This is a genomic window from Streptomyces sp. Alt3, assembly GCF_030719215.1.
In the GTDB taxonomy this organism is placed as follows: domain Bacteria; phylum Actinomycetota; class Actinomycetes; order Streptomycetales; family Streptomycetaceae; genus Streptomyces; species Streptomyces glycanivorans.
The window spans coordinates 5,242,505-5,254,471 of record NZ_CP120983.1; the positions used below are offsets into that span (position 1 = coordinate 5,242,505).

An 11,967-nucleotide genomic window follows, 5' to 3' on the forward strand; every position below is an offset into this window, starting at 1 on the left:
GTTGCAACAGAATGGGAGTGAACGCTAGGGTGGCGGTACCACGCACCGGACGAAGGAGAGACCGCGATGCCGGGAGGCAGACTCACCCAGCAGGAACGTCAGCAGATCGCGCTGGGACTGGGCGACGGCCTCGCCTACGCGGAGATCGCCAGGCGCCTGGAACGTCCGACCTCGACGATCACGCGCGAGGTGATGCGCAACGGCGGCCCCGCCGGCTACCGCGCCGACCTCGCCCACCGCGCCACCGAACAGCGCACCCACCGCCGCAGGCAGGCCGCGCCCCGGGGGGCCGAGGCGTTCCCGCAGCCCCACGGGCGTGACGCCGAGGCGGTGAAGGAGTACGAGGAGGTGTTCACCACCGTCATGATGGCGTCGGGCACACCCAGGATGATGGCCCGCGTGATGTCCTGCCTCTACATCACCGACTCGGGCAGCCTCACCGCTTCCGAGCTCGTCCAGCGACTCCAGGTGAGCCCGGCGTCCATCTCCAAGGCGATCACCTTCCTGGAGAGTCAGGGCCTTGTCCGCAGGGAGCGCGACGAACGCCGCCGCGAGCGCTACGTCGTCGACGACGACGTCTGGTACCAGGCGACGATCGCCAGCGCCCAGGCCCTCATGCAGGTCATAGAGACCGCACGGCAGGGCGTCGGGGTCCTCGGCCCCGGTACCCCGGCCGCCGTCCGCCTGGAGAACATCGCCCGCTTCCTCGACTTCATCAGCGAGAGCACGACCCGCGCAGCGGAACAGGCCCGCGAGATCCTCTACGTGAAACCGGAGGAGGCCGCGGCCGGCACCGACGGGCCGGACCCGGACGACGGATAATCAGGGCCCTGAGCGGTCCGGGGCGGTGGTCGACCCCGTGCCGCCGGCAGGAGCCGCTCGGCGCGGATGACCTCCGGCACGGTCGTCGTGGGCCCGCGAACGCAAAAGATCAGCCCCTGACCCGTTGTCCCAGGTCAGGGGCTGATCATTCAGGGTGAGTAACGGGACTTGAACCCGCGACATCCTGGACCACAACCAGGTGCTCTGCCAGCTGAGCTATACCCACCATGTCGTCCGGTCGTTTCACTGACCGGCCGAGAAAAAGTGTACAGGGTCCGAGCGGGTGCTCGCGCCCGAGTTCCTCAGGGCCGCGTCACGGGCCCCGGAGGGCCCGTGACCAGCGGGTCTTCTACTGCTGTCCGGTGGACGGCGAGTGGCGCGCCGCGATCTCCTTGGCGCGGGCGGAGTCCGGGCCGGGCTGCGGCACGAAGACCGCGTCCCGGTAGTACCGCAGCTCCGTGATGGAGTCGCGGATGTCGGCCAGCGCCCTGTGGTTGCCGTTCTTCTCCGGACTGTTGAAGTACGCCCTCGGGTACCAGCGGCGTGCCAGCTCCTTGACCGAGGACACATCGACGATCCGGTAGTGGAGGTAGCCCTCCAGTGACGGCATGTCCCGAGCCAGGAAGCCCCGGTCGGTGCCGACCGAGTTTCCGCACAACGGGGCCTTGCCGGGCTCCTTCACGTGCTCGCGGATGTAGGCCAGGACCCGCTCCTCGGCGTCGGCCAGGGTCGTGCCCCCGGCCAGCTCGTCGAGGAGGCCCGAGGCGGTGTGCATCTGCCGCACCACCTCGGGCATGGTCTCCAGGGCCGCGTCCGGCGGGCGGATCACGATGTCCACCCCTTCACCGAGCACGTTCAGTTCCGAGTCGGTGACCAGCGCGGCCACCTCGATGAGTGCGTCGTCCGTCAGCGAGAGCCCGGTCATCTCGCAGTCGATCCACACCATGCGATCGTTCATGGGCCCCACCCTACGGGGCGCTGCGCTGCCCCGGCAGGGCCGGGCGGCCCGGAACGTACGCCTCGGGAACCGCCCCCAGACGTTCCACACCGCCCCCCGGACCCGTGGCCGCGACGACCGGGGCCGGGCCGGAGGAGGCCGCCGCGGCCCGCCGACCCGATGCCGTGCCCTGGAGGGGCACGGACGTGTCGATGGCCGTGGTGACGCTCTCCAGCACCCCGCCCTGCGGACGGCGTGCCCGGTACGCGGCGCGGTACGCGGCGGGGGAGGAGCCCAGCTGGCGGCGGAAGTGCCCGCGCAGCGCGACCGGTGAGCGGAAGCCGCAGCGGCCCGCCACCTCGTCGACCGAGTAGTCGGAGGTCTCCAGCAGCCGCTGCGCCTGCAGCACGCGCTGCGTGATGAGCCACTGGAGCGGTGCGCTGCCCGTGAGCGAGCGGAACCTGCGGTCGAAGGTCCGCCGGCTCATGTAGGCGCGCGCGGCCAGCGTCTCCACGTCGAACTGCTCGTGGAGATGCTCCAGCGCCCAGGCCACGACCTCGGCGAGCGGGTCGGAGCCGATCTCTTCAGGTAAAGACCTGTCGAGGTAGCGCTCCTGACCGCCACTGCGCCGCGGCGGTACGACGAGCCTGCGGGCCAGGGCCCCGGCCGCCTCGGTGCCGTGGTCGGTACGGACTATGTGGAGGCAGAGGTCGATTCCGGCCGCCGTCCCGGCCGAGGTGAGCACGTCGCCGTCGTCGACGAAGAGCTCACGCGGATCGACGTGCACCGACGGATAGCGCTTGGCCAGCGTCGGTGCGTACATCCAGTGTGTGGTGGCCGGGCGGCCGTCCAGCAGGCCGGCCGCGGCGAGGACGAAGGCCCCCGTGCACAGACCGACGATGCGGGCACCCTCCTCATGGGCGCGGCGCAGCGCGTCCAGTGCCTCTGCGGGCGGCGGGGAGGTGATGGACCGCCAGGCGGGCACCACGACGGTGCCTGCCCTGCTGATCGCCTCCAGGCCGTACGGCGCGCTGAGTTCGAGCCCGCCTGTGGTGCGCAGCGGTCCTTCCTCGCCTCCGCAGACCAGCAGGCGGTAGCGGGGAACGCCCGCGTCCTGCCGGTCGATTCCGAAAACTGAGAGCGGAATGGAGCTCTCGAAGATAGGGCCGCCACTGAACAGCAGTACGGCTACGACTTCCCGGCGTCGCCGCCCGGTCAGTTTCCGTGCGGCCTCCGTTGCGGTGGCGGAGTCCTGGCTCATGACGCTAAGCCCCCCTCGGTGTTCGCGTCTTCCTGGTCCCTACGGGCCTGTCGCTCCTGCACGTTTCCCCTCGGTCTCGCACGGGTCCCCAGTCCTCGACTCATGATCGAATCTACTGCGTTCCGTGGTGCCGACGTGACACGTTCCCCCACCGGCACTATGTCGACAAGGCAACTTGGCGCGAAGCGTTCGATCACGAAGCGTTTCACTCGCGAGCCCCACAGGGAAGTGCGCATCGCGATCATGGCCCGTCCCCATAGGGTCAAAGCGTACCGCGCGGTCTATTCCTTCCTGGTGGCAAGCGGGTTGAGCCCTGGTGACACCAAGGGAACGGGGTGTGGGTGAAGTTGGCTGAAAACCGATGGTTGCGTGCGTGTATTCCAGTCATGTGACCGGCGTACGCCCCCTGTCCTCGGGAGCCTCCATGCGCCTCAGGGGCCTCTTGAGGCCGTCCGGCCCCCCGAGGTCGACGTTGTGCAATTGCATGATGGCGGGGCGTGACGTTCCGGGCCGAGCGGTCGGGTAGTGCATTCGGCCGTCCGGCCGGAGCCGGCGCGAGGGTCGTCCGGACGGAGTGGCGGGAACCCGTCCGAGCGTCCACGAGCTGGATGTACGACGCAACCGGCATTGCCATACCGGGGCGTTCTCCGGCATGCTCCCTCCACCGCCGCATGCGCTGTGCGAGGGCTGGGCAGTGGAGGAGTGGCGCCGTACCCTTGGGGGTAGGGGGTTGGGAAGATGTTTCCCGGACACAGCTCCATCGCTCGCAGGTACACCTCCAAACCGCTCTCCTCACGAGGACTCTCTTCGCCGAGACACCGATGGCCGGTCACGAAATCCCTGAACCCGCAGACCGCAAGCAGGTAGCCGACCCCGGGTCGGAGCCTCAGACGGTCGGAGAGTCGCGCCCTTCCTGCGATCCCGCCTTCCGGCATGGTGTCGTGGTCGGCTTCGACGGCTCCATGTCCAGCGAGCGCGCCCTCGCGTACGCCATCGGTATGGCGCACCGGCACAGCTCCGGACTGATCATCGTCCATGTGGCCAACCGGCTCCCGACCACCGTCTGGGCCGGCTGCGAGCCGCCCGTGTTCGTCGACGTCCCCGACCACCGCACCGAGGTCCTCGGGCTGGAGCTGGCGTGCGCGGACTATCTCACCGAGGTCCCCTGGGTGCTCGTGGAGCGCGGCGGGGACATCTGCCACGAGCTGGAGGAGGTCGGCCGGGAGTACTCGGCCGACGCCATCGTCGTCGGCTCCACGCACGGCATCGTGGGCCGGATCTTCGGATCCGTGGCCGGCCGTCTGGCGCGTCGGGCGCAGCGCCCGGTCATCGTCATCCCCTGAGCCGTGAAAGGCCCCTGACGGGGCGTCAGGGGCCTTTCACGGTGCCGTCGTGCGGGCGGGCGGACGGGTGGTGTCCGCCACTCGGCTACTCGACGGTGACGGACTTCGCGAGGTTGCGAGGCTTGTCGATGTCACGGCCCATGGCGAGTGCCGTGTGGTAGGCGAGCAGCTGCAGCGGGATGCCCATCAGGATCGGGTCCAGCTCGTTCTCGTTCTTGGGGACGACGATCGTGTGGTCGGCCTTCTCCTGCTCGCGGTGGGCGACGGCGAGGATACGGCCGCTGCGGGCCTTGATCTCCTCCAGCGCCGCGCGGTTCTTCTCCAGCAGGTCGTCGTCCGGGACGATCGCGACGGTGGGCAGCGCGGGCTCGATGAGCGCGAGCGGGCCGTGCTTGAGCTCGGAGGCCGGGTAGGCCTCGGCGTGGATGTAGGAGATCTCCTTGAGCTTCAGGGAGGCCTCCAGTGCGACGGGGTAGCCCCGGACGCGCCCGATGAACATCATCGACTGGGCGCCCGCGTACTCCTCGGCGAGCTTCTTGATCTCGTCCTCCGACTCGAGGATGCGGCCGATCTGCTCGGGCAGCTTGCGCAGGCCCTCGATGATCCGCTTGCCGTCGGACACCGACAGGTCGCGGATGCGGCCCAGGTGCAGTGCGAGCAGCGCGAAGGCGACGACGGTGTTCGTGAAGCACTTCGTGGAGACGACGCAGACCTCGGGGCCGGCGTGGACGTACATTCCGCCGTCCGCCTCGCGGGCGATCGCCGAGCCGACGACGTTCACCACGCCCAGGACGCGGGCGCCCTTGCGCTTGAGCTCCTGGACGGCCGCCAGCACGTCGTAGGTCTCGCCGGACTGGGAGACGGCGACGTACAGGGTGTCGGGGTCCACGACCGGGTTGCGGTAGCGGAACTCGGACGCGGGCTCCGCGTCCGCGGGGATGCGGGCGAGCTCCTCGATGAGCCCGGCGCCGATCATGCCCGCGTGGTAGGACGTGCCACAGCCCAGGATCTTGATCCGGCGGACCCCGCGGGCCTCTCGCGCGTCCAGGTTCAGGCCGCCCAGGTGCACGGTCGAGAAGCGGTCGTCGATGCGGCCGCGCAGCACGCGGTCCACGGCGTCGGCCTGCTCCGAGATCTCCTTGTGCATGTACGTGTCGTGGCCGCCCATGTCGTACGACTCGGCCTCCCACTCCACGGTCGTGGGCGTGGCCGTGGTGGTCGAGCCCTCGGTGGTGTACGTGCGGAAGTCGTCGGCCTTGAGGGTGGCCATCTCGCCGTCGTCCAGGGTGACGATCTGGCGGGTGTGCGCGACCAGGGCGGCCACGTCGGAGGCGACGAACATCTCCTTCTCGCCGATGCCCAGCACGACGGGGGAGCCGTTGCGGGCGACGACGATGCGGTCGTTGAAGTCGGCGTGCAGCACGGCGACGCCGTACGTGCCCTCGACCGACTTCAATGCGTCGCGGACCTTCTCCTCCAGCGTGAGTGCCTGCGAGCGGGAGACCAGGTGGACCAGTACCTCGGTGTCCGTCTCGGAGAGGAACTCGACGCCGTCGGCGACCAGCTTTGCCCGGATCTCGGAGGCGTTGTCGATGATGCCGTTGTGGACGACGGCGACCTTGCCCTCCGCGTCCAGGTGCGGGTGGGCGTTCTCGTCGCTCGGGGCGCCGTGGGTGGCCCAGCGGGTGTGGGCGATGCCCGTGGTGCCGGCGAACCGCTTGGGCACGCGGGCCTCCAGCTCGCGGACCCGGCCCTTGGCCTTGACCATCTTCAGGGTGCCGGGCCTGCCCGCCGCGGCCTTGCCCGTGATGACGAGGCCCGCGGAGTCGTAGCCCCGGTACTCCAGCCGCTGCAGGCCCTCCAGCAGCAGCGGAGCCACGTCACGCTTCCCGATGTATCCGACGATCCCGCACATGGATTCTCTGCCCCTCCATCGACGTACAAAAGTTCGGTGCCCGGCCCGCCGCCGATCGCTCAGCCGTAGACGATGCGGCGCAGCTGGCGGAGCGAGAGCTCCTGCGGCGCCACCGCGCGGTGCGGCAGCTCGGCCGCGATCCGCTCGAAGATCTCCGTGTTCACCAGACCGCCGGCCTGCAGTTCGCGGTGGCGGCGGCGCACGAAGCCCTCGGTCGTCTCGTCGAAGTACGCCAGCACGTCGAGGACCACCCTGGCCGCCTCGCCGCGCCGGAGCGCGGTGGAACGTACGAGGTGGTCGATGAGGTCGTCATGCGCGGGACGGTGTTCGAGCACTCGTCGATATTGCGTGGAGCGGTCTCGTTACGCAAGAAATCTGCCCGAAATCGGGCAGGGATCTCATCCAGGAGGGGCTTATGTCTGGAATGAGCATAAGATTCTCATCCAGCCCCGCCCGGATAAGCCCCGCCCGGGAAAGCCGCGCCCGGGAAAGCCGCGCCCGGAGAAGCCCCGCCCGGAGTGGGCGGGGCCGGACCCCCGCTCAGTACCCCGCGATCGGGTTCCGCAGCCGGCCGGTCAGCTGGAGCGCGCCCGCCGGGTCCTCCAGGTCGACCATCTGCCGGTTGTTCCGCAGCTGCAGCCGGTTCAGGCAGGACAGCGCGAAGTCCTCCGTGAACATGTCGTACTGCTCGAACTTGTCCGAGAGGTACGGCACCGACTCCTGGTAGCCCCGGACGCACTCGGCGACCGTCCGCCAGAAGGTGTCCTCGTCGAGTACCCCCTCGGTGGCCAGACCGGCCCCCAGGAAGCGGAAGAAGCAGTCGAAGACGTCGGTGAGCACCGAGAGCAGCTTCATGTCCTCGGGGACGTCGGCGCGGATCCGCTCGACCTGGGGCGGCAGCACCGCGTCCGGGTCCATGACGGCGATCTCCTCGGCGATGTCCTTGAAGACCGTCCGGCGCACGACGCCGTCCTCGACGACGAGGATCACGTTCTCGCCGTGCGGCATGAACACCAGGTCGTACGCGTAGAAGCTGTGCAGCACCGGCACCAGGTACGCGTCCAGGTAGCGGCGCAGCCAGTCGGCCGGGGCCAGCCCCGACTCGGCGATCAGGGCGCCCGCCACCGAGCGGCCCTCGTCGTCGGTGTGGATCAGGGAGGCCATGGTGGCGAGGCGCTCGCCCCCGGTCAGGGAGGCGACCGGGCTCTCCCGCCACAGGGCGGCCAGCATCTTCAGATAGGGGGAGCCCTTGGTGGTCGCCGCCTCGTAGGCGTGGTGGCGGTAGCCGACGGCGGCCCGCTCCCGGATGATCGAGAACCCGCTCCCGCGCAGCAGGTCGTCGCGCTCGATCAGACCGGCCAGCCAGTCGTTGATCGCGGGGGTCGCCTCCATGTACGAGGCGGACAGCCCGCGCATGAAGCCCATGTTCAGCACGGACAGTGCCGTCTTGACGTAGTGCTTCCCGGGGTGGTCGGCGTTGAAGAAGGTCCGGATCGACTGCTGGGCCAGATAGGAGTCGTCGCCCTCGCCCAGACAGACCAGGTGCTGCCGCGCGATCTCTCCGGCGAAGGTGACGGCGAGCTTGTTCCACCACTGCCAGGGGTGGACCGGGATCAGCAGGTGGTCGTCGAGGTCGAGCCCCAGGTCCCGCATCCTCGCGGCGAACCTGCCGAGGGTCTCCTCACCGAGCTCGTCGGCGACGAGGGTGGGGTAGTCCAGCCCGGCACCCGCCGTGAAGGTGGCGCGATCACGGCGGGCCGCCAGCCAGATCAGCCGGATTCCGGTCGCGGCCTCGGGGGCATAGGCGCGGTATTCGCCGACCCCGAAGCCGAGCCGCCCGTTGTTGGCGACAAAGCAGGGGTGACCCTCGGTCATCCCCGTCTCGATCGCCTGGAAACCGGCCACGGCGAGCTGAGCGGAGGTGGTCGGTTCCTTGGTCAGCTTGTAGGCGGTTCCGGCCAGCGTGGAGGAGATCTCCTCCAGGTACACCGGCAGGATCTCCGCCGACAGGCCCAGCGTCGCGCGGAGCTCGACGAAGAACTCCAGGGCGTCCAGCGGGAGGTCCGAGCCGTGCCGGTGGCGCGTGATCGACCCGGCGTCGACCTGCCAGTGGTCCAGCGCGAAGCGCCGGGCGGCGAAGCGGTACTCGACGGTCCCGTCGTCGCTGCGCACGGCATGGCGGCCGTCGTCGAGCGGGGCGGGGTCCAGCAGCCGCTCGTGGGAGAACTCGGCCAGCGCCTTGCGGATCAGCTGCCGGTTGGCGACGGCCCAGCGCTCGGGCGTCAGGTGGTCGACCGCGGCGGTCGCGGGATGTGTGGTCATCGGTCGGCTCCAGTGGTCGCGGCCTCGAACTGCTCACGGGTGCAGGCGCTGAGCAGGGCCTGCTTCTCCGGCTTGGTGATCTCCCGGATCACCTCGAAGCCGACGGCCTTGTTCAGCGCGTGCACCGCGCTGTTGGTGACGTCCGGTTCGACGACGACCCGGCGTACCGCCGGGTCGGCGAACAGCGTCTCCATGACGGTGGTGATCACGGCCAGGGTGAAGCCGTGCACGGGGGTCTCGGGCGGGGCGACCAGGAAGTGCATCCCGATGTCCCCGGGCTCCGCGTCGTACAGCCCCGCGAGCTCGACCTCGGTGGGGTCGTAGCGCTCCATGAGGAAGGCCCGGCCGTCGTGCAGGCCGATGAAGGCGTCGTGGTGGGGGTGGGCGGCTATCGCCGCGTACTCCCGCTCGACGTCCTCCAGCCGGGCGTCGCCCATCATCCAGAAGGCCGACCTGGGATGGGTGACCCACTCGTGGACCAGTTCCGCGTCGGACCTGCCGCCCTTCCTTCCGGGGCCGGTGTCCATGGGGCGCACGGAGAACGCCCCGGTCTGCTGCGTGCGGGTCATGCTGCGAACTCCTGGAACGTGACGGACTTCTCGACCGGGTAGTACTCGCGGCCGAGCAGCTCGCCGATGATGTACGCGTTGCGGTAGGCACCCATGCCCAGGTCGGGCGAGGTGATCGAGTGGGTGTGCACCCCGGAGTTCTGCAGGAAGATCCCGCGCCCGGTGGTGTCGATGCTGTAGTTGCGGGCCACGTCGAAACGGCCCCGGGAGTCGTACCGGATCCGGTCCGTGACGGGCTTCAGGAAGGCCGGCGCGGTGTACCGGTAGCCCGTGGCGAGGACGAGTCCCTCGCTGTGCAGCTCGTAGTCCCTGCCCTGCTCCTCCTGGCGCAGGCCCAGGGTGTACGTCCCCGTCGACGCGTCGTGACGCGCGCTGTCCAGAGCGGAGTTGGTGAGCAGCCGGGTGGGCACGGGGCCGTGCAGGCTCTTCTGGTAGAGCAGGTCGAAGATGGCGTCTATCAGCTCGCCGTCGATGCCCTTGAACAGGCCCTTCTGGCCGGACTCCAGCCGGTAGCGGGTGTCCTCGGGCAGGGCGTGGAAGTAGTCCACGTACTCCGGCGAGGTCATCTCCAGCGTGAGCTTGGTGTACTCCAGCGGGAAGAAGCGGGGGGAGCGCGTCACCCAGTTCAGCCGGTAGCCGTGGGCGTCGATCCCGGACAGCAGGTCGTAGTAGATCTCCGCCGCGCTCTGGCCGCTGCCCACCAGAGTGATGGACTTCTTGGCCTGGAGGTTCGCCTTCTCCCGCAGATAGCGGGAGTTGTGCAGGAAGTCGCCGCCCAGCCCCTGGCAGGCCTCCGGGATGTGCGGCGGGGTGCCGGTCCCCAGGACCAGGTGGCGGGCACGGAACGCGCTGTCGGCGGTGCGGACGGTGTAGAGGCCGTCGCCCTCGTCGTACGTAACCGACTGTGCGGTTTGGTTGAAACGGATACTGCCTAGTTCGGCCGCCGCCCACCGGCAGTAGTCGTTGTACTCGGTGCGCAGCGGGTAGAAGTTCTCCCGGATGTAGAACGAGTAGAGCCTGCCCCGCTCCTTCAGGTAGTTCAGGAAGGAGTACGGCGAGGTCGGGTCGGCCATCGTGACCAGGTCCGACATGAACGGGGTCTGGAGGTGGGCCCCTTCGAGGAACATCCCCGAGTGCCACTCGAAGTCCGGCTTGGACTCCAGGAACAGGCCGTCCAGCTCCTCGACGGGCTCGGTCAGGCAGGCCAGCCCGAGGTTGAACGGACCGAGCCCGATCCCGATGAAGTCGTACGGGGCGGTGCGGGGCTCAGGAAACGCGGTCAAGGGACTCTCCCAGGTACTGCTCGGCGTGGCCGGCGATCAGATCGAGGACGGCGGTGATGTCGGCCGTGGTCGTCTCGGGGTTCAGCAGGGTGAACTTCAGGTACTGGCCGCCGCCGACCTTCGTACCCGCCACCACGGCCTCACCCGAGGCGAACAGGGCCTTGCGGGCGTACAGATTGGCCCGGTCGATGTCGGTGGACGTCCGGACGCGGTCCGGGACGTAGCGGAAGACCAGGGTGGACAGCCGCGGCTCCACGACGACGTCGAAGCGCGGGTCGGCGGCCAGCAGCCGCCAGCCCTCGGCGGCCAGGTCGCACACCTCGTCGAACAGCTCCCCGACACCGTCCGCGCCCATGGTGCGCAGCGTCATCCACAGCTTCAGGGCGTCGAACCTGCGTGTGGTCTGCAGGGACTTGTCCACCTGGTTGGGGATGCGTTCCCGGACGGTCCGCTCCGGGTTGAGGTATTCCGCGTGGTAGGTCGCGTGACGCAGCGTGGACCGGTCACGCACCAGCACGGCGGAGGAACTCACGGGCTGGAAGAAGGACTTGTGGTAGTCCACGGTGACGGAGTCGGCCCGCTCGATGCCGTCGATCAGCTCGCGCCGGGTGGGCGAGGCGAGCAGCCCGCAGCCGTAGGCGGCGTCGACGTGCATCCAGGTGGCGTACCGGTCGCAGAGGGCGGCGATCTCGGGCAGCGGGTCGATGGAGCCGAAGTCCGTGGTCCCCGCGGTGGCGACGACGGCCATCGGCACGGTGCCCTCGGCCGCACAGCGTTCGAGGGCGGCGGCCAGCGCGACGGTCTGCATGCGCTTCTCGCGGTCCACGGGGACGGACACGACGGAGTCGGGGCCGAGGCCGAGCAGCTTGGCCGACTTCTGGACACTGAAATGGCTGCACTCGGAGGTGAGGATCCGCAGCCGGCTGAACTCCTGCGGAGGGAGCTTGGTCTCTTCGCGCGCCAGCAGCAGCGCGTGCAGGTTGGACTGCGTGCCGCCGCTGGTGAAGACGCCGTCCGCCGCGGGTCCGAGGCCGATGCGGCCGGCCGTCCAGTCGATCAGCCGGCGCTCGATCAGTGTGCCTCCCGCACTCTGGTCCCAGGTGTCCAGGGAGGAGTTGACGGCGGAGAGCACCGCCTCGCCGACCACCGCGGGGATGACCACCGGGCAGTTGAGGTGGGCGAGGTAGCGGGGATGGTGGAAGTACACCGCGTCGCGCAGGTAGACCTCGCCGAGCTCGTCCAGTACGGCGGCGGTGTCTCCGAGCGGCCGGTCCAGATCGATGGCGTCGACGACGGGGCCGAGCCCGTCGGCGTCCATGCCGGTGAACGGGCGTTCGGTGGAGGCGAGTCTGGCCGCGACCTGTTCGACTCCCGCGGTGACGGAGCGACGGTAGTCCTCCGCCGTCGTGCGGTTGAGCAGGTGGGAACGCATGAGGGGGCCTCCCGGGTGGGGACGTCGTCGCGGCCCTCCGGGCAGAGAGAGGGGGGCGAGGGCGCGACGGTTAAGTTAGGTAA

At 69.5% G+C, this 11,967-nt stretch carries 10 protein-coding genes and 1 tRNA gene; 2 read left to right on the plus strand and 9 right to left on the minus strand.

Annotation, left to right across the window (positions count from 1 at the left end; all coding sequences use genetic code 11):
* Positions 1-66: 66 nt before the first annotated feature.
* Positions 67-822, plus strand: a complete 756-nt coding sequence (locus tag P8A20_RS23140; RefSeq protein ID WP_147963563.1) for a GbsR/MarR family transcriptional regulator — start codon at positions 67-69, stop codon at positions 820-822.
* Positions 823-975: 153 nt separating this feature from the next.
* Here the strand turns inward: P8A20_RS23140 and P8A20_RS23145 are convergent.
* The 3 genes from P8A20_RS23145 to P8A20_RS23155 all read right to left on the minus strand — a co-directional run bounded on the left by P8A20_RS23145 (position 976) and on the right by P8A20_RS23155 (position 3,020).
* Positions 976-1,048 (minus strand) — tRNA-His (locus P8A20_RS23145).
* 123 nt (positions 1,049-1,171) lie between these two features.
* Positions 1,172-1,780 (minus strand): oligoribonuclease, encoded by a 609-nt coding sequence (orn, locus tag P8A20_RS23150; protein WP_147963562.1) that lies wholly within the window; start codon positions 1,778-1,780, stop codon positions 1,172-1,174.
* 10 nt (positions 1,781-1,790) lie between these two features.
* The gene (locus tag P8A20_RS23155; protein WP_306104178.1) at positions 1,791-3,020 is read right to left on the minus strand and encodes a helix-turn-helix domain-containing protein; all 1,230 of its coding nucleotides are present in this window, start codon (positions 3,018-3,020) and stop codon (positions 1,791-1,793) included.
* A gap of 821 nt (positions 3,021-3,841) precedes the next feature.
* Here P8A20_RS23155 and P8A20_RS23160 point away from each other — a divergent pair.
* On the plus strand, positions 3,842-4,363 hold the full coding sequence (locus P8A20_RS23160; RefSeq protein ID WP_030875140.1) for a universal stress protein: 522 nt from the start codon (positions 3,842-3,844) through the stop codon (positions 4,361-4,363).
* An 85-nt stretch (positions 4,364-4,448) separates the two neighbouring features.
* Here the strand turns inward: P8A20_RS23160 and glmS are convergent, their stop codons facing one another.
* From glmS to P8A20_RS23190, 6 genes are all read right to left on the minus strand, one after another.
* Entirely contained in the window at positions 4,449-6,278 is a 1,830-nt protein-coding gene (gene glmS / locus P8A20_RS23165; RefSeq protein WP_147963560.1) for a glutamine--fructose-6-phosphate transaminase (isomerizing), read from the minus strand.
* A 59-nt stretch (positions 6,279-6,337) separates the two neighbouring features.
* Positions 6,338-6,613: a hypothetical protein gene (locus P8A20_RS23170; protein WP_147963559.1), complete on the minus strand. Its 276-nt coding sequence runs from the start codon at positions 6,611-6,613 to the stop codon at positions 6,338-6,340.
* Between the two features lie 205 nt (positions 6,614-6,818).
* The gene (locus P8A20_RS23175; RefSeq protein ID WP_306104179.1) at positions 6,819-8,600 is read right to left on the minus strand and encodes an IucA/IucC family protein; all 1,782 of its coding nucleotides are present in this window, start codon (positions 8,598-8,600) and stop codon (positions 6,819-6,821) included.
* A complete protein-coding gene (locus tag P8A20_RS23180; RefSeq protein WP_371934412.1) occupies positions 8,597-9,169 on the minus strand; it encodes a GNAT family N-acetyltransferase in 573 nt (190 codons plus the stop codon). The genes P8A20_RS23175 and P8A20_RS23180 overlap by 4 nt, the downstream gene beginning before the upstream one ends.
* Positions 9,166-10,452, minus strand: coding sequence for a lysine N(6)-hydroxylase/L-ornithine N(5)-oxygenase family protein (locus P8A20_RS23185; protein WP_147963556.1), 1,287 nt, complete (start codon positions 10,450-10,452; stop codon positions 9,166-9,168). Before P8A20_RS23185 ends, P8A20_RS23180 begins: the two co-directional genes overlap by 4 nt.
* Entirely contained in the window at positions 10,436-11,884 is a 1,449-nt protein-coding gene (locus P8A20_RS23190; protein WP_306104180.1) for a pyridoxal phosphate-dependent decarboxylase family protein, read from the minus strand. The genes P8A20_RS23185 and P8A20_RS23190 overlap by 17 nt, the downstream gene beginning before the upstream one ends.
* Positions 11,885-11,967 lie beyond the last annotated feature (83 nt).